The 22,454-nt window shown below is 72.5% G+C and carries 17 protein-coding genes; 15 read left to right on the top strand and 2 right to left on the bottom strand.

All coding sequences use genetic code 11. The features are described 5' to 3' along the window. Positions 1 to 215 precede the first annotated feature (215 nt). From ACIP6W_RS11000 to holA, 8 genes are all read left to right on the top strand, one after another. Positions 216 to 1,628 (top strand): cytochrome ubiquinol oxidase subunit I, encoded by a 1,413-nt coding sequence (locus ACIP6W_RS11000; RefSeq protein ID WP_209683048.1) that lies wholly within the window; start codon positions 216 to 218, stop codon positions 1,626 to 1,628. Between the two features lies 1 nt (position 1,629). Then, positions 1,630 to 2,634 carry a cytochrome d ubiquinol oxidase subunit II gene (gene cydB / locus ACIP6W_RS10995; protein WP_311205298.1) on the top strand — a complete coding sequence of 335 codons (1,005 nt, stop codon included), beginning with the start codon at positions 1,630 to 1,632 and terminating at the stop codon, positions 2,632 to 2,634. A 9-nt stretch (positions 2,635 to 2,643) separates the two neighbouring features. Further along, positions 2,644 to 4,308 (top strand): thiol reductant ABC exporter subunit CydD, encoded by a 1,665-nt coding sequence (gene cydD, locus ACIP6W_RS10990; RefSeq protein WP_311205299.1) that lies wholly within the window; start codon positions 2,644 to 2,646, stop codon positions 4,306 to 4,308. Beyond that, the gene (gene cydC, locus ACIP6W_RS10985) at positions 4,305 to 5,993 is read left to right on the top strand and encodes a thiol reductant ABC exporter subunit CydC (RefSeq protein ID WP_400429439.1); all 1,689 of its coding nucleotides are present in this window, start codon (positions 4,305 to 4,307) and stop codon (positions 5,991 to 5,993) included. Before cydD ends, cydC begins: the two co-directional genes overlap by 4 nt. 63 nt (positions 5,994 to 6,056) lie before the next feature. Continuing rightward, positions 6,057 to 8,648: a leucine--tRNA ligase gene (leuS, locus tag ACIP6W_RS10980; protein ID WP_400429436.1), complete on the top strand. Its 2,592-nt coding sequence runs from the start codon at positions 6,057 to 6,059 to the stop codon at positions 8,646 to 8,648. Positions 8,649 to 8,750: 102 nt separating this feature from the next. Then, positions 8,751 to 9,503: a ComEA family DNA-binding protein gene (locus ACIP6W_RS10975; RefSeq protein ID WP_209683039.1), complete on the top strand. Its 753-nt coding sequence runs from the start codon at positions 8,751 to 8,753 to the stop codon at positions 9,501 to 9,503. A gap of 3 nt (positions 9,504 to 9,506) precedes the next feature. Next, positions 9,507 to 12,083, top strand: a complete 2,577-nt coding sequence (locus ACIP6W_RS10970) for a ComEC/Rec2 family competence protein (RefSeq protein ID WP_400429431.1) — start codon at positions 9,507 to 9,509, stop codon at positions 12,081 to 12,083. Next, entirely contained in the window at positions 11,992 to 12,966 is a 975-nt protein-coding gene (holA, locus tag ACIP6W_RS10965) for a DNA polymerase III subunit delta (protein ID WP_251155002.1), read from the top strand. Before ACIP6W_RS10970 ends, holA begins: the two co-directional genes overlap by 92 nt. A gap of 540 nt (positions 12,967 to 13,506) precedes the next feature. On the opposite strand, the gene rpsT is transcribed toward holA, so the two are convergent. Then, a complete protein-coding gene (gene rpsT / locus ACIP6W_RS10960) occupies positions 13,507 to 13,767 on the bottom strand; it encodes a 30S ribosomal protein S20 (protein ID WP_066653830.1) in 261 nt (86 codons plus the stop codon). A 216-nt stretch (positions 13,768 to 13,983) separates the two neighbouring features. Between rpsT and ACIP6W_RS10955 the strand changes: the two genes are divergently transcribed. From ACIP6W_RS10955 to ACIP6W_RS10925, 7 genes are all read left to right on the top strand, one after another. Further along, positions 13,984 to 15,150 (top strand): pyridoxal phosphate-dependent aminotransferase, encoded by a 1,167-nt coding sequence (locus ACIP6W_RS10955; RefSeq protein ID WP_400429429.1) that lies wholly within the window; start codon positions 13,984 to 13,986, stop codon positions 15,148 to 15,150. A gap of 157 nt (positions 15,151 to 15,307) precedes the next feature. Beyond that, positions 15,308 to 17,155 (top strand): translation elongation factor 4, encoded by a 1,848-nt coding sequence (lepA, locus tag ACIP6W_RS10950; RefSeq protein WP_066653837.1) that lies wholly within the window; start codon positions 15,308 to 15,310, stop codon positions 17,153 to 17,155. Positions 17,156 to 17,493: 338 nt separating this feature from the next. Further along, positions 17,494 to 18,117, top strand: coding sequence for a hypothetical protein (locus ACIP6W_RS10945; RefSeq protein WP_271825370.1), 624 nt, complete (start codon positions 17,494 to 17,496; stop codon positions 18,115 to 18,117). Positions 18,118 to 18,127: 10 nt separating this feature from the next. Continuing rightward, positions 18,128 to 18,751 carry a hypothetical protein gene (locus ACIP6W_RS10940; protein WP_251160114.1) on the top strand — a complete coding sequence of 208 codons (624 nt, stop codon included), beginning with the start codon at positions 18,128 to 18,130 and terminating at the stop codon, positions 18,749 to 18,751. Further along, complete coding sequence (locus ACIP6W_RS10935) at positions 18,748 to 19,686, top strand: S26 family signal peptidase (RefSeq protein ID WP_251160113.1); 939 nt, start codon at positions 18,748 to 18,750, stop codon at positions 19,684 to 19,686. Before ACIP6W_RS10940 ends, ACIP6W_RS10935 begins: the two co-directional genes overlap by 4 nt. Then, on the top strand, positions 19,683 to 20,990 hold the full coding sequence (locus ACIP6W_RS10930; RefSeq protein WP_400429426.1) for a family 16 glycoside hydrolase: 1,308 nt from the start codon (positions 19,683 to 19,685) through the stop codon (positions 20,988 to 20,990). Before ACIP6W_RS10935 ends, ACIP6W_RS10930 begins: the two co-directional genes overlap by 4 nt. Positions 20,991 to 21,027: 37 nt before the next feature. Beyond that, the gene (locus tag ACIP6W_RS10925) at positions 21,028 to 21,675 is read left to right on the top strand and encodes a DUF1990 family protein (RefSeq protein WP_066653852.1); all 648 of its coding nucleotides are present in this window, start codon (positions 21,028 to 21,030) and stop codon (positions 21,673 to 21,675) included. A gap of 67 nt (positions 21,676 to 21,742) precedes the next feature. Here ACIP6W_RS10925 and ACIP6W_RS10920 read toward each other — a convergent pair whose 3' ends face one another. After that, complete coding sequence (locus tag ACIP6W_RS10920; protein WP_311205306.1) at positions 21,743 to 22,435, bottom strand: HAD family hydrolase; 693 nt, start codon at positions 22,433 to 22,435, stop codon at positions 21,743 to 21,745. Positions 22,436 to 22,454 lie beyond the last annotated feature (19 nt).

Here is a 22,454-nt window from a genome sequence, read left to right as displayed (position 1 = left end):
ACGCGGAGGGCACTCGGGCACCGTCGTTCCGCACGGTTGTGCCGACCAATGCTCGTGCACGTTCGTGCAGAGTGCCCCTCTACAACTTGTCGAAGCAGGTGTCCCGGCGGTAGCGTGGAGGTGTCCCGATGGGGTGACAAGTACCAGTTCCTCCTCCCGGAAGAGGCATCTCTCGTGCACGAACAGCGCGCGGCGGACCGGCTCGGACACGCCGCATGAACGACATCCTCGATCCCCTGATCCTGTCGCGGTGGCAGTTCGGTCTGACGACGATCTACCACTTCCTCTTCGTCCCGCTGACGATCGGCATGGCGCTCGTCGTAGCCGTCTTCCAGTCGGCGTGGGTGCGGACCGGGCGCGCTCACTACCTCCAGCTGACCCGTTTCTTCGGGCGCATCTTCCTCATCAACTTCGCGATGGGCGTCGTCACCGGAATCGTCCAGGAGTTCCAGTTCGGCATGAACTGGTCGAACTACTCGCGGTTCGTGGGCGACGTCTTCGGTGCCCCGCTCGCGCTCGAGGGCATCCTCGCGTTCTTCTTCGAGGCGGCGTTCATCGGCATCTGGATCTTCGGGTGGGACCGCCTGCCGCGGGCGCTGCACCTGGCGAGCATCTGGTGCGTCAGCGTCGGCACGATGATGTCGGCGTACTTCATCCTGGCGGCGAACGCCTTCATGCAGCACCCCGTCGGCTTCGCGATCAACGAGGCGAAGGGCCGCGCCGAGCTCACCGACATCTGGGCCGTCCTGACCAACAAGGTCGCGCTGGCCGCCTTCCCGCACACGCTCTTCGGGGCCTTCATGGTCGCCGCCTCGGTGATCATCGCGGTCGCGGCGTGGCACCTCGCACGCAACCAGAACCTCGAGACGATGATGCCGGCGCTCAAGTTCGGCATGTGGACGATGCTGGCGTCCGGCGCGCTGACCGTGCTGTCCGGCGACCAGCTCGGGCTCACGATGGTCGACACCCAGCCGATGAAGATGGCCGCGGCCGAGGCGCTCTACAACACCTCGACGGGCAAGGACGCCTCGTTCTCGATCTTCACGCTCGGCACCCCCGACGGTGTGCACGAACTGTTCTCGATCCGCATCCCGTACCTGCTCTCGTTCCTGTCGACGCACACCTTCACCGGCACGGTCGAGGGCATCAACGACCTGCAGGCGCAGTACACGCAGGTGTACGGCCCCGGCGACTACAAGCCGATCATCTGGGTGACCTACTGGTCGTTCCGCTGGATGATCGCCCTCGGTGTCGGGGCGGTGCTCGTGTCGGTCGTCGGCCTGTGGCTGACCCGCAAGGGCCGGTTCCCGACGCAGCGCTGGGTCTGGCGCATCGCCACCTGGTCGGTCCCGCTGCCGATGGCCGCGATGATCATGGGCTGGGTCTTCACCGAGATGGGCCGCCAGCCGTGGCTCGTGTTCGGGCTGCTCCGCACGGCGGACGGCGTCTCGCCGAACGTCACCGGGGTCGAGGTCCTCATCTCCCTGGTCGTGTTCACGCTGATCTACGGCGCGCTCGCGGTCGTCGAGTTCCGGCTCATCAAGAAGGTCGCGCAGGAGGGCCCCGCCGCCCCTGCGAAGGTCGACGAGGTCACCGGCGAGGTCGAGCACGAAGTGACGGTGTACTGAGATGGATCTGCCAGTCCTGTGGTTCGCGATCGTCGGACTGTTCTTCGTCGGGTACTTCGTCCTCGACGGGTTCGACTTCGGTGTCGGGATGTCCCTGCCGTTCCTCGGCAAGGACGACACCGACCGCCGTGTGCTCATCAACACGATCGGCCCGGTGTGGGACCTCAACGAGACCTGGGTCATCGTCGCCGGGGCCTGCCTGTTCGCGGCGTTCCCCGAGTGGTACGCGACGATGTTCTCCGGCTTCTACCTCGCCCTGCTGCTCATCCTCGTGGCGCTCATCGCCCGTGGGGTCTCGTTCGAGTACCGCCACCAGCGGAAGCACCCGGAGTGGAAGCGCCGGTTCGACCTGATGATCATCGTCGGCAGCGCCGTGCCGTCGTTCCTCTGGGGCGTCGCGTTCGGCAACGTCGTCCGCGGGATCCCGATGGACGCCGAGCACAACTTCACGGGCACGTTCCTCGACCTGCTCAACCCGTTCGCGCTGCTGACCGGCCTCGCGACCCTGATGGTGTTCTTCACGCACGGCGTCGTGTTCGTCGCACTGAAGACCGAGGGTGAGATCCGCGTGCGGGCGAAGCGCCTGGCGACCCGGGCGGGCGTGCTGACGATCGTCGTCGGTGCCGCGTTCCTGGTGGCGATGGCGTTCGTGCGGGCGACGCCGGCGAGCCTGGTGCTCTCGGTCGTCGCGGCACTCGCGCTCGTCCTCGCCGTGCTCTGCACCGCGTGGGGCAAGGAGGGGCGGGCGTTCACGCTGATGGCGGTCACGATCGCCGCCGTGGTCCTGGCGATGTTCACCGCGATCTTCCCCGACGTCATGCCGGCGTCGAACGACCCGGCCAACAGCCTGACCGTGGTCAACGCGTCGAGCGGGCAGTACACGCTGACGGTGATGAGCTGGGTCGCGCTGATCTTCGTCCCGCTCGTGCTGGCCTACCAGGCCTGGACCTACTGGGTGTTCCGCAAGCGCGTCTCGCGGGCCCACATCGACCAGGCCGCGCACTAGGGGCTCCCGGTGAAGCCGCTCGATCCTCGTCTGCTGCGCCTGTCGCGTGCCGCGCGCTGGTCCGTCGTCGCGTCCGCGGGGACGGGCCTGGTCCGCACACTCGCGACGATCGGTGTCGCGTGGGGGATCGCGGCGGCCGTCACGCTCGGCGTCGACGCGGTGCGCGACGGCCGGCTCCCGGAGACGTTCGTCCCGACGCTGGCGCTGCTGGCCGGTGCGTTCGTCGTCCGTGCCGTCGCCGCGTGGGCGACGGACGACCTGGCGGCGCGGGCCGGGGCGACGGTGAAGAGCGAGCTCCGTGCGACCGTCCTCTCCCGGGCGGCCGAGCGCGGACCGTCCTGGCTCGCCGCCCGGTCGAGCGCCGGCTTCGCCACGGCGCTCGGCCCCGGGCTCGACGCCCTCGACGCGTACTTCGGGCGGTACGTCCCACAGCTCGCGCTCACCGCCGTCGCGACCCCGGTGCTCCTCGTCGCGATCGGGCTCGGTGACCTGACGAGCGCGGTCGTCATCGTGCTCGCGATGCCGGTGATCCCCGTGTTCATGGTGCTCATCGGTCTGGCGACCCAGGCGCTGCAGCGGCGGCAGGCCGACGCGCTCACCCGCCTCGGCGGCGCCTTCACCGAGGCGGTGGAGGGCCTCGCCACCCTCAAGGTCTTCGGACGTGCCCGCCGCCAGGTCGACCGCATCGGCACCGTCACCGACGAGTACCGGCGCGGCACCATCGGCGTCCTGCGTCTGTCCTTCGTCAGCGGCTTCGCCCTCGAACTCGCCGCGAGCCTGTCCGTCGCCCTCGTCGCGGTGTCGATCGGCGTCCGACTCGTCGACGGCTCGCTCGGCCTCGGCGCCGCGATGTTCGTCCTGGTGCTCGCCCCGGAGGCGTTCGCACCCCTCCGCCAGGTCGGCGCCGACTTCCACGCCGCCCAGGACGGCGTCGAGGCGTCCGGCGCCGTGCTCGACGTCCTCGACGACCGGGGACGCGACACGTCGACCAGCGCACCCGCGCCCGGCGCCCCGGCCGCCGCGGCCACCGACCTGGTGCTCGAGGGCGTGGTGGTCCGTCGCCCCGACGTCGTCGTCGGACCGCTCGACCTGCGCGTCGCGCCCGGCACCGTCGTCGCCCTCGCCGGGCCCAGCGGGTCCGGTAAGTCCAGTCTCATCGCGGCGATCCGGGGTGTCCTCGCCCACGACGGCACGGTGACGGTGCCCGGTCCGGCCGACGCCACCCGCGCCGACCGCACGACCTGGGGTGACCAGCGTCCGCGCCTGGTGCGCGGCACGGTCGCCGAGAACGTCGCCCTGCACACGCGACCCGACGACCACGACGTGCGCCGCGCCCTGGGCGAGGCGGGGCTGGGTGTCGAGCCGAGCCTCCCGGTCGGACCCGGGGGAGCCGGTCTCTCGGGCGGTCAGGCGCAGCGCGTCGCGGTCGCCCGGGCCCTGTACCGGGCGCGTCGCGCCCGCACCCCGCTCGTCCTGCTCGACGAGCCGACGTCGGCCCTCGACGCCGACGCGGAGCAGATCGTCGTCGACGCCGTCCGGTCGCTCGCCGCCGACGGCGCGGTCGTCGTCGTGGCGAGCCACCGCCCCGCCGTGCTGGCCGCCGCCGACGTCCGCGTCGACCTCCGCCCCGGCGGAGCGGTGACCGTGACGCACCGACAGGAGGCACGCTCGTGAGCCGGGAGGCCCGTCCCACCCCCGTCCTGCGGCTGGCGCTCCCGCACGGGGCCGGCTGGGCGAAGGCGGTCGCCGCCGGCACGCTCAGTGCGGTCTGTGCGGTGGCGCTCCTGGCGGCGAGCGGCTACCTCATCACCCGCGCGGCCGAGCAGCCGCCGATCCTCTACCTGACGCTCGTCATGGTCGGGGTGCGTGCGTTCGCCCTCGGCCGGGCCGCACTGCGCTACGTCGACCGGCTCGCCGGGCACGACGCGTCGTTCCGGCAGCTCGCCGTCGTCCGGACCGAGATGTACCGACGGCTCGCATCGGTCGCGCCGGCCGGGCTCGGGGCGACCGGGCGCGGCGACCTGCTCACCCGGCTCGTCACGGACACCGACCGGCTGCAGGACCTGCCGATCCGCGTCGTCGGCCCGCTCGTGTCGGCCGGGGTCGTCGCCCTGCTCTCCGTCGTCGCGGTCGCGGTGGTCTGGTGGCCCGCGGCGGTGGTGCTCGTCGTCGCCCTCGCCGTCGCCGCGCTGCTCGGGACGGTCACGACCCTGTCCGTCGCGCGGAGATCGGACCGCGAGACGGCGGCCGAGCGCGGACGGGTCGCGGACCTGGTGCTCGACACCGTCCGGACCCTCGACGTGTTCGCCGCGTACGGCACGCTGCCCGACCGCCTCGCCGGCATCGCCGCGCTCGACGCCCGTGTGACCCGCGCCGTCCGGCGTCGTGCGACCGTCGAGTCGCTCGTCGGGGCCCTCGTCGGCCTGGTCGGTGGCGGCGCCGTCGTCGGGGTGCTCGCGGTCGGTGCTCCCGCGGTCGTCTCGGGCGCGCTGGACGGACCGCTCTGGGCGCTCGCCGTCTTCGTGCCGCTCGCACTCTTCGAGGTCGTCGGCGGGGTCCCGCTCGCCGTCCTGACGCTGCGCCGGGTCCGCTCCGCCGCGGAACGGGTCGAGGAGGTCGTCCCCGCGGAGCTCCCGGCCGGCATCGTTCCGGAGCCCGACGTGCCGGCCGACCCGTCGGACCTCGTCGTCGACGGGCCGGTGCGGGTGGCGGTGCGGGACCTGACCGTGCGGTGGCCCGGCGCGTCAGCGCCCGCGGTGGACCGGGTGTCGTTCGACCTCCACCCGGGTGAGGTCGTCGTGCTCGAGGGGCCGAGCGGTGCCGGGAAGTCCACCCTCGTGGACGCCCTGGTGCGGTTCGTCGACCACGAGGGGTCGTACACGCTCGACGGGGTCGAGACGCGGTCGATGCACCCGGACGCGGTGCGCGCACGGGTCGGGCTCGTGGAGCAGGACCCGTTCGTGTTCGACCAGTCGGTGCGGCAGAACCTGCTCTTCGCGCGGGACACCGCGACGGACGCCGAGCTCAGCGACGTGCTCGACCGGGTCGGGCTCGGCCCGTGGGTCGCGGCGCGCGGTGGGCTCGACGCCCCGGTGGGGGAGCGCGGCGGACTGCTCTCCGGCGGGCAGGCGCACCGCCTCGCGCTCGCCCGGGCGCTGCTGCACGCGTTCCCGGTGCTGGTGCTCGACGAGCCGACCGCGGACGTCGACCCCGACCTCGGCGACGCGGTGCTCCGCGACCTCGTCGGTGCGGCGCGGCGGGCCGGACGCACCGTGCTGGTCGTGTCCCACGTGCCGGTCCCGGCCGACCTGGTGGACCGGACCCTGCGGATGCGTGACGGGCGCCTCGTCAAGGGGTGACCACCTGCCGGACGGAGGATGCGTCGGCGGGACCGGGGCGGGCCTCCAGGCCTTGTACCCTTGGTGATCGTGACCACCGAGCACTCCACTGCGAACGCAACCGAGCACCCCGCCGGACCCGCAGCCGTCGATCCCGACGCCTACGACTTCCGCCGCATCCAGGAGAAGTGGCAGCCCCGCTGGGAGGAGCTCGGCCTCTTCACGACCGACCTCGACGACTCGCGCCCGCGCAAGTACATCCTCGAGATGTTCCCGTACCCGTCCGGCGACCTGCACATGGGGCACGCCGAGAACTGGGCACTCGGCGACTTCGTGGCCCGCTACTGGCGGCAGCAGGGCTTCAACGTCCTGCACCCCATCGGCTGGGACTCCTTCGGCCTGCCCGCCGAGAACGCGGCGATCAAGCGCGGGATCGACCCGGCGCAGTGGACCTACGCGAACATCGAGCAGCAGAAGGCCTCGTTCAAGCGCTACGCGCCGTCGTTCGACTGGACGACGGAGATCCACACGTCGGACCCCGAGTACTACAAGTGGAACCAGTGGCTGTTCCTCAAGATGTACGAGAAGGGCCTGGCCTACCGGAAGGACAGCTGGGTCAACTGGGACCCGGTGGACCAGACCGTGCTCGCGAACGAGCAGGTGCTGCCCGACGGCACCTCGGACCGTTCCGGCGCCGTCGTCGTCAAGAAGAAGCTGACGCAGTGGTACTTCGCGATCACGAAGTACGCGGACCGGCTGCTCGACGACCTCAACCAGCTCGAGGGTCGCTGGCCGGCGAAGGTGATCGCGCAGCAGCGCAACTGGATCGGCCGTTCCGTCGGCGCCGACGTCGACTTCGTCATCGAGGGGCACGACGAGCCCGTCACCGTGTTCACCACGCGCCCGGACACCATCCACGGGGTGACGTTCCTCGTGGTGGCGCCGGACTCCGACCTGGCGGCGTCGCTGGTCTCCGCCGCCCCTGACGACGTGCGTGCCGACTTCGACGCGTACCTGACCGCGACGCAGAAGACCTCGGAGATCGACCGGCAGAACGCCGACCGGCCGAAGACCGGCGTGCCGCTCGGCCGCTCCGCGATCCACCCGCTCACGGGGGAGCGCCTGCCGATCTGGGCCGCCGACTACGTGCTCGCCGACTACGGCCACGGCGCCGTGATGGCGGTCCCGGCGCACGACCAGCGCGACCTCGACTTCGCCCGGGCCTTCGACCTGCCGGTCAAGGTCGTCGTCGACACGAACCAGCCGGTCACCGGTGCCATCCCGGTCATCCCCGAGGGGGCGACGCTCGAGGACCTGCCCGCGCTCGACCCCGTCTCGACCGGCGAGGCGCTCACCGGCCAGGGCCGGATGATCAACTCCGGGCCGCTCGACGGCATGTCGAAGCAGCACGCCATCACCGCGGCGATCTCCCTGCTCGAGGAGCGCGGGACCGGCCGGGCCGCGAAGACCTACCGCCTGCGCGACTGGCTCATCTCCCGTCAGCGCTTCTGGGGCACCCCGATCCCGATCATCCACGGCGCCGACGGCACCGAGCACCCGGTCCCGATGGACCAGCTGCCGGTGCGCCTGCCGTCGACCGAGGGCCTCGACCTCAAGCCGAAGGGCACCTCGCCGCTCGGTGGAGCGACCGACTGGGTGAACGTGCCGAACCCGGTGGACGGCACCCCGGCGCTCCGCGACACGGACACGATGGACACCTTCGTCGACTCGTCGTGGTACTTCCTGCGCTTCCTGTCGGCCCAGGACGACACGCAGGCGTTCGACCCCGAGGCCGCTCGGAGGTGGGCGCCGGTCGACCAGTACATCGGTGGCATCGAGCACGCGATCCTGCACCTGCTCTACGCGCGCTTCGTCACGAAGGTCCTGTTCGACCTCGGCTACCTCGACTTCACCGAGCCGTTCTCGGCGCTGCTCAACCAGGGCATGGTGCTCTCCGGCGGCTCGAAGATGTCGAAGTCGAAGGGCGGCGTCTCGCTCGGCGACGAGCTCGACGCGAACGGCGTCGACGCGATCCGCCTCGTGATGGGCTTCGCCGGGCCGCCGGAGGACGACATCAACTGGGAGGACGTGTCGCCGTCGGCGTCGGCACGCTTCCTCGCCCGCGCCTACCGCCTGGCGCTCGACGTCACCTCGGCACCGGACGCCGTCTGGGCCGACGGTGACCGTGCCCTGCGCCAGGTGACGCACCGCTTCCTGGCCGACGCGCCGGGGATGATGGAGGCCTTCAAGTTCAACGTCGTGATCGCGCGACTGATGGACCTGGTGAACGTCACCCGCAAGGCGATCGACAGCGGCCCCGGCGCCGGTGACCCCGCCGTGCGCGAGGCCGTCGAGACGATCGCCCTCGCCCTCGCCGTCTTCGCCCCGTACACCGGTGAGGAGATGTGGGAGAAGCTGGGCTACGAGGCCACGGTCGCCACGTACGGCTGGCGGAAGGCGGACCCGACGCTGCTCGTGCAGGAGACGCTCACCGCGGTCGTGCAGGTCAACGGCAAGGTGCGCGACTCGTTCGAGGTGTCGAAGTCGATCGAGGCGGACGAGCTCGAGCAGCTCGCGCGGGCCTCGGCGAACGTGCAGCGGTACATCGGTGACCGCGAGATCGTCAAGGTCATCGTGCGGGCGCCGAAGCTCGTGAACATCGCGATCAAGGGCTGACGGCTCCCGGAGTCCTCCCCACCTGACCGGCCCGGCCGGTCCCTCCACAGGAGGGGCCGCCGGGCCGTCGTCGTCCCCGTGGCGGGACCTACCGTGCCGGGCATGACTGCTTCGTCTCCTGGAGGACCCGGTGCCGACGGGTCGTGGGCGTCCCGGTTCGCGCTCTCGCCCCGAGCGGCCGTGGTGCTGGCCGCCGTGGTGGTCGGGCTCGCGCTCGTGGTCGTCGCGATCGGGACCCTCGGGACGCGATCGACGGCCGGGGTGACGGTGACGAGCGCGCCCTCGACGGCGCCCGGCCGACCGGATCCGGGTCCGAGCACGGACGCCACGGGCGGCGCTCCCGGGTCCGGATCGCGCTCGGGATCGGCGAGTGCCGCGGCGGTCACCGTGTACGTGCTCGGCGCGGTGGTCCGGGCCGGGGTCGTCGAGGTCCCCGCCGGGACCCGCGTGGACGGCGCGCTGCAGCGAGCGGGGGGAGCCACGGCCGACGCCGACCTCGCCCGGCTCAACCTCGCCCGTCCGGTGGTGGACGGAGAACGCCTGTACGTGCCGCGGGTCGGGGAGACCGAGGTGCCCGAGGCGCTCCGGCCGGACGCGCCGGGTGCCGGGGGCGGGAGTGCCGCCGTCGGGGGTGGTGCCGGCGGCGCGGACGACACGGGCGCGGCCGTCGTCGACCTCAACACCGCCGACCAGCCGACACTCGAGACCCTGCCCGGCATCGGCCCGGCACTGGCGGCCCGCATCCTGGCGTGGCGCGAGGAGCACGGCGGGTTCACGTCGGTGGACGACCTGCTCGAGGTCAGCGGCATCGGCGACACCCGCCTCGCCGAGCTGCGGGACCGGGTCCGGGTCTGAATCGTGGACGTGCAGCCGAGCCTCGTCGACCTGCGCCTGGCGGGACCGGTGGCCGCCGCGTGGGTCGAGGCGGCACTGCTCGTCGGGGCGCCGGGGCTCGCATGGTGGTGCGCGACGACCGCGGCGACCGCCGGCACCGTGGTCGTCCTGGCGCTCGTGGTGCGGGGCCGGCGTGGGCGTGCAGCGCTGTCCGGCGGTCGCGGTGGTCTGCTGGGTGGCGTGCCGGGCGACGTACTGGGCGGCGTGCTCGTCGCGGCAGCGTGCTGCCTGCTCGTCGCGGTGGCGGTCGGGGTGGGCGCGGCGGCGCGGTCGCCGCAGGCGCTCGCCGACCGTGCCGGACGGACCGTGGCCGTCGAGGTCGTGCTGACCCGGGACCTCGCCGCCTCCGACCGGTCGACCACGGGCACGCTGCGGGCGATCGGTGACGTGGGCGGGCTCGAGGTCCCCGTGCGCGTGGTCCCGGCCGGGCGTCTCCGTGCGTCGGCCGGAGCGGTGCTGCACGCCCGGGCGACGGTGCAGACCGACGACGGCGGCGCACCGACCGCGGCGGTGGTGTTCCTGCGCGGACGTCCGACGAGCCTGCCGCCGACCGGTCTGCTGGCAGCGTCGGAGCGCGTGCGGCAGGACTTCACGGCGGTGACGCGCGACCTGCCCGAACCCGGCGGCGCGCTGCTGCGCGGGCTGGCGATCGGGGACCGCAGCGGACTCGACCCGGCGACGGAGTCCGCGATGGAGACGACCGCGCTGACCCACCTCACGGCGGTCTCCGGCTCGAACTGCGCCGTCGTCGTCGCGCTCGTCGTTGCCGGGTGCCGGGCGCTCGGGCTCCCTCGGGTCCTCCGGGCGGTCGCGGCCGTCGGGTTCCTGGTGGCCTTCGTGGTGCTCGTGCGACCGGACCCGTCGATCGTGCGTGCCGCGGTGATGGCGGTGGTGGTCCTGGCGGTCCGGCTGTCGGGCCGCCCGCTCCGCGGGGTGCCGCTCCTGGCGCTCACCGTCCTCGGCATGCTCGTGGTGGACCCCTGGTACGCCCGGGCGCCCGCGTTCGCGCTGTCGGTCCTGGCCACCGGCGGCATCATCGTGCTGGCACCGCGCCTGACCGCCCTGCTCGCGCGGCGGTGGTGGCAGCCCCTCGCTGCGGCGGTCGCGATCCCCGTCGCCGCACAGCTCGCCTGCTGGCCCGTGACGGTCGTGCTCGCCCCGACCCTCCCGACCTACGCGGTCCCGGCGAACATGCTGACGGAGCCCCTCTCGCCCGTCGTCACCGTCGGCGGGCTCGCCGCGTGCGTGCTCGCTCCCGTCTGGCCCTGGGGCGCCGCGGTCGTCGCGCACGTGGCCTGGGCTCCCGCGGCGGTCATCGGCGCCGTCGCGCACGGGGCGGCCGCACTGCCGGCGGCGACGCTCGACTGGCCCGCCGGACCGGTCGGAGCCGCGACGGCGGGGCTGGTCAGCCTGGCGGTCGCCGGTGCCGTCCTCGTGGATCCTCCGCGACGGACGTGGGCGCTGGTCGCGGCGGGGACCGTCGTCGCGATCGGGCTCGGACTCGTGGCCGTCCCGCGGCTCGTGGTGCGCTCGACCGTGCCGGGGGACTGGTCGGTGGTGGCGTGCGACGTCGGGCAGGGTGACGCCGTCCTGGTGCGCGACGGCGCCGGTCCGGTCGCCCTCGTCGACACCGGGGACGACGAGGAACTGCTGCTGCGGTGCCTCGACCTGGTCGGTGTCGACCGGGTCGACCTGCTCGTGCTGACCCACTTCGACCGTGACCACGTCGGCGCGGTCGGGGCGGTGGCGGACCGGGTGGCGAGGGCGCTCGTCGGTCCCGTCGGACGGCCCGAGGACGAGCGGGTCGTCGGGACGCTCGAGCGGGCCGGGGTCGAGGTCCGGACCGCGGACGACGGCACGTCGGGCACCCTCGGCGCGTTGCGCTGGCGGGTGGTGTGGCCGCGCGCGGGATCGTCAGCATCGGGCAACGACGCGAGTGTCGTCCTCGAGACCACCGCCGACGGACCCTGCCCGACCTGTGTGTCCGGGGTGTTCCTCGGCGACCTCGGGGAACAGGCCCAGCGCCGGCTCCGACCGTTGGTCGAGGCGCACCCGGACGTCGTCAAGGTCGCCCACCACGGATCGGCCGATCAGGACCCGGCGTTGTACCGACAGCTCGCGGCGCCGATCGGACTCATCGGCGTCGGCGCCGACAACACCTACGGGCACCCGACGGCGTCGGCGCTCGACGCCCTCCGCGCCGCGGGGACGACCGCGTTCCGCACCGACGAGCAGGGCACCGTCGTGGTCTCGCGATCGGCCGACGGGTCGTTGCAGGTCTGGACCGAGCGGACGGCGCCGGCCACGACGACGGGGGTCCGTCCGGCGGGAGGTCCGTCTGTGGCGGCCCGTAGGATCGGAACAGCCCCCGACCAGCTCGCTCCGGAGCCGACGGAAGGAACGCATGCCCGCCAAGAAGCCCACGCGCGCCGCCGCGAAGATCGACCAGGTGCCGTGGTCCGGTGTCCGGCCGGCGCCCGTCGTGCTGGTCACCGGTCCCGAGCAGTTCCTGGCGGAGCGGGCGAGCAGCGTCCTCCGTGACCTGCTCGTCGGCGAGGACCCGGCGCTCGAGGTGCACGACCTCGAGGCAGACCAGTACGCCCCCGGCCTCCTGGCGACGCTCGCGAGCCCGTCGCTCTTCGGCGAACCGCGGCTCGTGCGGGTGACGAACGTCGAGAAGTGCACCGACGCCTTCATCACCGAGACGATCTCCTACCTGCAGGCGCCCGCGGACGACGTCACGCTGGTCCTGCGACACGGTGGGGGCATGCGCGGCAAGAAGCTGCTCGACACCATCCGCAGCGGGGTCGGCGGCGGCGTCGAGGTCCAGTGCGACGAGCTCAAGCGCGACACCGACAAGATCGACTTCGTCAACGCCGAGTTCCGGGCCGCCCGGCGGAAGATCGCGCCGTCGGCGGTCCGCACGCTCGTCGCGGCGTTCTCCGACGACCTCGCGGAGCTCGCGGCGGCGTGTCGGCAGCTGCTGGCCGACGAGGCCGAGGAGATCACCGACCGCACCGTCGACAAGTACTACGGCGGTCGCGTCGAGACCAACGCGTTCAAGGTCGCGGACATCGCGCTCGCAGGACGCTCGGCCCCGGCGATCGTCGAGCTGCGGCACGCCCTCGCGACGGGGGAGGCGCCGGTGCCGATCGTCGCGGCGTTCGCGAGCAAGATCCGCACGATGGCCAAGATCAGCGCCTTCCGCGGGCCGAGCGGCCAGGCGGCGTCTGCACTCGGCATGGCGCCGTGGCAGGTGCAGCGCGCGCAGCGCGACGTCGCCGGGTGGAGCGAAGCCGGGTTGGCGAACGCGATCACGAGCATCGCGGCTGCGGACACGGCGGTGAAGGGCGGCTCGCGCGACGCGCACTACGCGCTCGAGGTCATGGTCCGCACCATCGCCCGTCGCGGCGAGGAGCGCTGAGGCGGGGCGCGCCTCCAGGCCGCACCCGGACGCCGAGCCGCGGCCGCCGTGCCCGTGCCCGCTCGTGCCGGTGCGGCGCCCGTGCACGCGCCCGCTCGTTCTCGCACGGGACGAACCACGGATCCGACATCGAACCAGCACCATCGGCTGGTTCGATGTCGGATCCGTGGTTCGATCCGCACGGGATACCGCGCGCGGCGACGAGGCTGCGGCACAACGAGAAGCACCTCGCGCCACGGATCTCTGTGGCGCGAGGTGCTTCCGGTTGTTCTCGAGCGAGTCGCGCCGCGGCCGACCACGCGCTGCCGCAGCGGCGCCGCCGCCGCCACGAGCGCGCCGTCGCAGCGGCCGACCAGGCGCTGCCGCGGCGCCGCCGCCGCCACGAGCGCGGCGCCGCAGCCGCCGCGCCGCCACGAGCGCGGCGCCGCAGCCGCCGCGCCGCCACGAGCGCGCCGCGCCGCCACGCCCCGCCCGGACACGCCCCGCAACGACGAGAGCCCCGCACCATCGGTGCGGGGCTCTCGTGCAGGTGTCAGACGCTCAGAGCGCGGAGACCTTCTTGGCGATGGCCGACTTGCGGTTCGCCGCCTGGTTCTTGTGGATGACGCCCTTGCTCACGGCCTTGTCGAGCTTCTTCGCCGCGAGGGCAAGCGCTGCGACGGCCTTGTCCTTGTCGCCGGCGACGACGGCCTCGTTCGTGTGGCGGATGACCGTCTTGAGCTCCGAGCGGTAGGCCTTGTTGCGCTCCTGGGCCTTGAGGTTGGTCTTGATGCGCTTCATCTGCGACTTGATGTTCGCCATGCGTGTTGCTCCTTGTTCGTCTGCTACGGGTGGTCGCGACGTCGGGTAGAGGGGCCCTCTGTCGCATCGCGTTCCACCCGTGGGCGGGGAACGCGGAAGCCAGCCACCAACCCTACCAGCAGACCCACGGACCGCCAAAGCCCCGACGCGCCGGGCTCCGTCGCAGGGCCGCTCGGCGGAAACGCCACCGCAACACGGACGGGCTACCGTGACGAGGTGCCATCCCTCGCTCCACGCATCGACTCCGTCCCCGCCTCCGGCATCCGTCGCGTCTACGAGCAGGCGGCCCTGCTGCGAGCCGACGACACCGACGTCGCGATGCTCGTGATCGGTGAGCCCGACGTCCCGGTCGCGCCGCACATCGGCGAGGCCGCACGCCGCGCGTGGACCGAGGACCGCACGGACTACACGCCGAACGGCGGCATCGCACCGCTCCGTGCGGCGATCCGCGACAAGCTGCGTCGCGAGAACCGCATCGAGGTCGACGTCGAGCAGGTCTGGACGACGATCGGCGCGACCCAGGCACTGTTCCAGGCGATGACCCTCGTGCTGAGCCCCGGGGACGAGGTCCTGGTGCCCGACCCCGGCTACACGACCTTCACGATGAACGCGCACATCATCGGTGCCACCCCCGTGCCGTACCGGCTCGAGCCGCAGCACGACTTCGAACCCGACCTCGCGGCACTCGAGGCGAGCGTCACCGAGCACACCCGTGCGATCGTGGTGAACTCGCCGTCGAACCCGCTCGGCTCGGTGTTCGGCGAGGACACCCTGCGCGCGCTCCTGGCCCTGGCGAAGCGGCACGACCTGTGGGTGATCAGCGACGAGGTCTACGAGTACTTCACCCACGGCACGCGTCACGTGAGCATCGCGGCCCTCGACGACGACGACCGGGTCTTCACCGCCTTCTCGTTGAGCAAGACGTACGCGATGACCGGTGTCCGGGTCGGCTACCTGGTGACGCCGAAGGGCATGGGGCCCACGATGCGCACGACGCAGGAGGCGATGATCAGCTGCGTCGCGGAGCCGGACCAGTGGGCGGCGCTGGCGGCGATCGTGGGCGACCACCAGGCGGTGCAGGACGCACGCGAGCACTACCGAGCGAACCTCGCCGTCGCGAAGGAGGTCCTCGACGCAGCGGGCATCCGCTACCTCGACCCGCGCGGCGCCTTCTACCTGTGGATCGACGTCTCGCACGCGTCGCAGGGCGACGTCGCCGAGTGGGCGCTGGCGTTCCTGCGCCGCGAGCACGTCGCGGTCGCCCCGGGCAGCGCCTTCGGTCGGTCCGGTGAGGGGTGGATCCGGGTCTGCCTGGCGGCGACCGTCGACGACCTCCGTCGCGGCCTGGGAGCGCTGCCGGCGCCCGCCAGCGTGACCGTCTGACGGACGGGAGGCCCGTGACGGGCACGACCACGCGCCTCCGGTCCGTCCTGCACACCGTCCAGGGCCCCGGCGCGCCTCCACAGGTCGGCCTGCGGTGCGCGCTGCCCGTGTGCAACCGTGGGACAATCGTTCGACCGCACCGACCCCCTGAGGAACCGTGAGCCCACAAGCATCCGCGCCGCTCGAGCCCGCCGCGACCCCGGCCGAGGCGATCCGCAACTTCTGCATCATCGCGCACATCGACCACGGCAAGTCCACGCTGGCCGACCGCATGCTGCAGATCACCGGCATCGTCGAGGAGCGGGCGATGCGTGCGCAGTACCTCGACCGCATGGACATCGAGCGCGAGCGCGGCATCACGATCAAGTCGCAGGCCGTCCGCATGCCGTGGGAGCTCGACGGACAGACCTTCGCCCTGAACATGATCGACACCCCCGGGCACGTCGACTTCTCGTACGAGGTCTCGCGCTCGCTCGCGGCGTGCGAGGGCGCGATCCTGCTCGTCGACGCGGCGCAGGGCATCGAGGCCCAGACGCTCGCCAACCTGTACCTGGCGCTCGAGAACGACCTCGAGATCATCCCGGTCCTCAACAAGATCGACCTGCCGGCGGCCGACCCCGACAAGTACGCTGCCGAGCTCGCGCAGCTCATCGGTGGCAAGCCGGAGGACGTCCTCCGCGTCTCGGGCAAGACCGGTGTCGGTGTCGCCGAGCTCCTCGACCGCGTGGTCCGGACCGTGCCGGCGCCGGTCGGCGACGTCGAGGCGGCCCCCCGCGCGATGATCTTCGACTCGGTCTACGACAGCTACCGCGGCGTGGTGACGTACGTCCGGATGATCGACGGCACGATCCACCCGCGCGAGAAGGTCCAGATGATGTCGACCCGGTCGACGCACGAGATCCTCGAGATCGGTGTGTCGTCGCCCGAGCCGAAGCCGACGAAGGGGCTGTCGGTCGGCGAGGTCGGCTACCTGATCACCGGTGTGAAGGACGTCCGGCAGTCGAAGGTCGGTGACACGGTCACGACGGCGCAGAAGCCGGCGACCGAGGCACTGCCCGGGTACACGGACCCGAAGCCGATGGTGTTCTCGGGGCTGTACCCGATCGACGGTTCCGACTACCCGGACCTGCGCGAGGCGCTCGACAAGCTCAAGCTGTCGGACGCGGCCCTCGTGTACGAGCCCGAGACCTCGGTGGCGCTCGGCTTCGGCTTCCGCTGCGGCTTCCTCGGCCTGCTGCACCTCGAGATCATCACCGAGCGCCTGTCGCGGGAGTTCGGCCTCGACCTCATCACGACGGCCCCGAGCGTGATCTACGAGGTCACGAACGAGGACACGACCGTGACCGAGGTCACGAACCCCTCCGAGTTCCCGGGCGGTCGCATCGTCGAGGTCCGCGAGCCGATGGTCCGTGCGGCGATCCTCGCGCCGAAGGACTACGTCGGCGCGATCATGGAGCTCTGCCAGTCGCGACGCGGGTCCCTGCTCGGAATGGAGTACCTGGGTGAGGACCGCGTCGAGATCCGGTACGAGATGCCCCTCGGCGAGATCGTGTTCGACTTCTTCGACCAGCTGAAGAGCAAGACGCAGGGCTACGCCTCGCTCGACTACGAGCCGACCGGCGACCAGGCCGCCGACCTCGTCAAGGTCGACATCCTGCTGCAGGGCGAGCAGGTCGACGCGTTCAGCGCGATCGTCCACCGCGACAAGGCGTACGCGTACGGCACGCTGATGACCGAGCGTCTCCGCAAGCTCATCCCGCGGCAGCAGTTCGAAGTGCCGATCCAGGCCGCGATCGGTGCGCGGATCATCGCCCGCGAGAGCATCCGTGCGATGCGCAAGGACGTCCTGGCGAAGTGCTACGGCGGTGACATCACCCGCAAGCGCAAGCTCCTCGAGAAGCAGAAGGAGGGCAAGAAGCGCATGAAGATGGTGGGTCGCGTCGAGGTCCCGCAGGAAGCCTTCATCGCAGCGCTCTCGGGCGACGTCGAAGAGAAGAAGAAGTAGCCGCAGCGAGCACGAGCAGCACGACGGAGCCCCGCCACGAGCGGGGCTCCGTCGTTCCCGGATCCGCTCGTCCCGGTGCGCGAAGCGGACGAGATCGGGGCGCAGTCCGCCGGGGGTTCGGGGGCGGCCGGCCTGGTCCTCCGCGGATGCGGTGGGTGGACCGGGCAGTCTGCCCGCACTCTGGGGGACCGGGCAGGTCACCCGATCTGTACGGTCGCATCTGTACCGAGGGCGACTGAAGACCCCTCAGTTCAGGGTGGACCCGGCCGCCCGGACCGTGCGTGCTCCTGCGCCACGGCGCTCGAGGACCCGGGGTGCACACGGAGGTGCGAACCACGATGTCCCGTCACGCAACGACCGTCCCCCGCGCACGGCGCCGACGGTCCGAACTCGTCCTGGTCGCCGCCGGCGTCGCTGCTGCGGTGGTGCTCGCCATGAGCTTCAGCGGCACGCTGTCGGTCTTCACGCAGGCCTTCCTGCACGGCACCAACACGGTCGCGACCTCGACCATCCAGATCGTGGAGACGACGGCGGACGGTTCGCCGGGTGCGTGCACGACCGCGGCCGACGGCACGGCGAGCTGCACCGACCCGGACCTCTACGGCGGCCAGTCCCTGCGACCAGGGGGCCGGTCGGAATCCCAGACGATCTTCTTCGAGAACACCGGGACGGCGACGCCCACCGGCTTCCGGCTGATCGGCGGACCGTGCGCGACCAGGCCCGAGAGCGGGTCGGAACTGTGCCGCCAGCTCGTCGTGAAGATGACCTGGCGCGGCGCCGACGTGCTGCCTGCGTCCACGACGCCCGCGTACCTCGCGGCGAACGCGATCACGCTGCCCTACCCACCCGCCGCAGGCGAGCGCTACCCGCTGGCCGTGCAGGTCTCGCTCCCGGACGGGGCGACCGCGCCGACGTCGGGTGTGACCCTCTCACAGGCCCTCACGTTCACGTTCTCGGCCTGACGGTGCCGTCGTGGGAAGGCACTCGACGATCGTCCCGCGGGCTTCGGTGCGCACGGGCTGGCTCCTCACGGCGGCGGGACTCGTCGCCTCGGTCGCCCTCGCACTGACGGCGACCGGCACGACGTCGGCGTACACGGCGTCGATCTCGAACACCACGAACACCGCCAACACCGTCTCGATCGAGATGACGCAGGGCCCAGACGCCTCGACCGTGGCGTGCAGGAGCACCGCCACGGCCACCACGACCTGCTCGACCGACCTCTACGCGGGCAAGGACCTCCGGCCGGGGGACACGACGCGTGGCACCTCCACGGTGATCAGGAACACCGGAGGGGTCACCGCGTCCGCCTTCTCGCTCACCCCCGGCACCTGCATCGGCACCGTCTCGACGTCGAACAGCATCTGCTCCTGGTTGCGCGTCACCGTCACGTGGACGACGCCGACGGGGACCACGACCGTGGTCTCGGGGGAGAGCGCCGCGGCGGTCGGCGGGCGGACCTTCCCCGTCAGCCCGGCGCCTGCGGCCGGTCAGGGCGGTACCGCCGTCGTGTCGGTCGCCCTCGACCCGGCGGCTCCGAACGACTCGCAGGCGCAGAGCATGAGCCAGTCGCTCGTGTGGACGTTCACCGCATGACGGTGGCGGAGACCGGGGACGCGATCGGCGTCCCCGCGACTGGTCGCCGGCGTGCTCCCGGCCGCGCGGTGCGGGTGCGGCTCGTCGCCACCGTCGCCGTCGTCCTGCTCGTGCTGCTCGGTGTCGGGGCCGCGACGGCCGCGGGCGTCCGGACGTTCGACGTCCGGACGCCGTCGATGGGCCGCACGGCACCCGTCGGCTCGCTCGTCGTCACCCTGCCGCCCGGACCGGACCGGCTGGCCGTCGGCGACGTCATCACCTTCGTCCCACCGGTCGCCGAGGGCGGGGGGACGGCGCCTCGACTGCCCTACACGCACCGCATCAGCGCGGTGGAGGACGGCGCGTTCACCACCAAGGGCGACGCGAACGGTGCTGCCGACGGCTGGACCGTCAGCCGCGCTGACGTGGTCGGCAGGGTCGTCGCAGTCCTGCCCGGTGCGGGGTGGGCGCTCCGCATGCTGCCGTGGTCCGTCGGCGGGGTCGGTCTCGTCTGGCTCCTGACCGGGCTCCTCGGCGCGGGCGCTCCGCGGACCGCCGCTCGCCTGCTCGGCTCGGCCGCGGTGCTGGCCGGCGTGGTGACGGTCTTCCGACCGTTCGCCGCCCTCGTCGTGACCGGCGTCGACCCGGGGACGCGGCCGGTGGCACACGTGGTCTCGACCGGTCTGCTGCCGATCCGGGTGGTCGGACCGTCCGGTGCGTCCGACCGGCTCGTCAGCGGTGCCGTCGGTCAGGTGCCCCTGCCTCCGGGGTCGGACGGCGCGGTCGCGCTCGCCGCTCGACTCGACCTCTCCCCGCTCGGTTGGGCGGTGCTCGCCCTGCTCTGCGCCGCACCCCTCGTCGTCGGGGCCCTCCTGGCCCGGTCGCAGAGCCTCCGTGTCCCCGATCCCGGGCACACGGAGGACCCTGCGACGGACCTCCCGGCGGTGTCGTCGTGAGTGCCAGGACGGCGGGCGTGCTCACCGGGGCGCTCGTCGTGGCGCTCACCGTGGCGACCGGTGTCACCACGACGGCCGATCCCACCCTCGCCGCGTACACGGCGGCGTCGTCGAACCGGAGCACCGCGAGCACGGTCGGTGACTACGCCCTGACGGGCCTGCCGTTCCGTGACTCCTTCGCCGGAGGGCAGGGGGCGTGGAGGACCTACGGCGGCTCCTGGACGACCCGGACGCAGTTCGGCTACGGCACGTTCACCGAGACGGCAGGCTCCTCCGACGGGCCCAAGGCCGTCACGGGTGACCCGTCGTGGACGGACTACACGATGCAGGCGGACGTCCAGGTGAACAGCGGGACGAACGCAGGGCTCCTGGTCCGCGTCACGGATCCCGCTCCGGGTGCCGATGCGTTCACGGGGTACTCGATCGGTCTGGACCGGACGGACAACACGCTGTCGATCAGCCGGACGAAGCACGGTGCGACGACCCGACTGGCGTCCGCGACGATCCCCGGCAGGCTCGCGAACGGACAGTTCTACCACGTGGTCGTGCAGGCCGCCGGGTGCGGCATCACCGCCTGGTCGACCACCGTCGGCGCGAACGACTGGACGCGGGCGAGCGTCTCGGAGTCGTCGGCCGACTGCCTGACGTCGGGCGCGATCGGGCTGCGCGGCAACGGCAGCGCAGCCGGCTACCGCTTCGTGACGGCCACAACGGGTGCCCTCGCACCCTCGGTCGCGGCGGACCCGTACAACTCGACCCTCGCCACGGGCCGGTTCGAGGACGGAGCGCCCGCGCGGGTGTTCGGGGGCACGTGGGCGATCGACCAGCAGGAGGAACGGATCCGCAGCACGGCCTACGCGAACACCGGGGACAAGCAGGTCCTGAACCGGGTCTGGGGCGACATGACCCTGACGGGCGACGTGCGCCTGATGCGCACCCCGAGGTCGGGCAGCGACGCGGGTCTCGTCGTCCGGGTGAACGACCCGTCCACGGGGATCGACTCGATGCGCGCCTACTCCGTCGGCATCACCGCGACCGGGATGACCATCGGCGAGCACCGGTCGCCCGGGTTCGTCGGGTCGTTCGTGTCCTTCGGTCGGACGGTGCAGGCCGAGGAGTGGTGGCACCTCACCGTCGAGGCGGTCGGCTGCACGATCACGGCCACCGCGTCACCGGCCGACGGCGGGACACCCGTCCAGGGTCGCGTGTCCTTCGGTGCCTGCTCGTCGACGAGCGGCGCGGTCGGGATCCGCGAGCAGGGCACCGAGGCCGAGTGGCGGAACCTCGCCGTCACGCCACGCTGACACAGGTCGGGCCGAGCGGCCCCGGTACGATGGGTCCATGAGTTCCCGCGGCAGCTACCGGACCGCCCTGACCTACGGTGCCGTCGGTGCCACGCAGGCGGCGGACCTCATGACCTACCCGCCGGAGGGCTTCACCCCGGCGGAGTCGCGGGCGCGCATCGGCCACGGCGACGCCCGGTTCGAGACCGCGGTGACGCAGGCGTTGACCTGGCAGATCCAGGAGCGCAGCGGCATCCGGGTGCAGGTCGAGGACCATCCCGACGACGACGAGGTCCGCTACAACCCGGTGACGTTCGACGAGCACGGTGTCCCGATCGCACCGGCCTCGATCGGCACGCCCCGGGTGGAGAAGTTCGCCGCCGACGGCACCCCGCTGCTGACGGCGGGCACCACGGCGACGCTCGAGATGCACGCGTTCGGGCAGACCGTGCACGCGCCGGTCCGCGTCGTGTCGATCATCGACGAGACCGACCGCAAGGGCTTCGCCTACGGCACGCTCGAGGGGCACCCGCTGTCCGGCGAGGAGTCCTTCGTGGTCGAGCGCACGAGCGACGGCTCGGTGTGGCTGCAGGTCCGTCAGTTCTCGCAGCCGTCGAGCCGGAAGTGGGCGTTCGTGGCGCCGCTGCTCCGTCGACAGCAGCGGGTCATGGCAGCGAAGTACCTCAGCGCACTGCGCGGCGACTGACCGGTCGACACGAGGCATCCGACCGCGTGCTCGGCACGGCGCACCGACCGACCGCCACCGCCGCCGCTCAGCGCAGCGGCGGCAGCGCGGCGATCGCCTCCTCCAGCAGTCGGGCGTCCTGCACGCAGTCCCGCGCGACGCACACCGCGCTCGTCCCACGCAGGGCGTCGACCTCGTAGACCCCGGTCGCGACCGCGACGAACGGGATCCCCACCGCGTCGGCCGCCTCGCCGTCCCGCGGGGTGTCGCCGACGATGACGGCTCGCTCCCCGGACAGGGCGGCGGCGGCGCGTGCGGTGACGCCGGTGCGCTCGACCTCCGCGTCCCCGAAGTACGAGTGCTCCCAGTCGAAGGCGCCGAGGTCGAAGCCCGCCCCGCCGAGCTTCACGCGGGCCCGGTGCTCGGAGTTGCCGGTCAGCAGGCCGTTCCGCCAGCCGAGTCCGGCGAACCGGCGGACGAGCGCGGCGGCTCCGGGGGCGGGGGAGCGGCGTTCACCCCGGCCGTAGCGCTCGTCGGTCAGGTCCCGCAGGTGCCCGCTGACCGTGGGGATGAGCGCGTCGTCGAGGTCGTGTGCCCGGACGTGGTCCGCGATGAGCCCGGCGTCGGTCCGGCCGTGCTGGTGCCCGACCTTCAGCACGAGGTCGCGGCCGACCGCGCGCTCGACGGCCAGGTGGTACAGGTTGCCGGGCGACGCCGCGTTCAGCACGAGGGTGCCGTCGATGTCCCACAGCACCGTGGTGGGGACGGTGTGGTGCTCCATGGCTCCATCATGGCCGAGA

This window comes from Curtobacterium sp. NPDC088465 (assembly GCF_044753165.1).
Classification (GTDB): domain Bacteria; phylum Actinomycetota; class Actinomycetes; order Actinomycetales; family Microbacteriaceae; genus Curtobacterium.
This window is presented reverse-complemented; position numbering and strand designations above follow the sequence as displayed.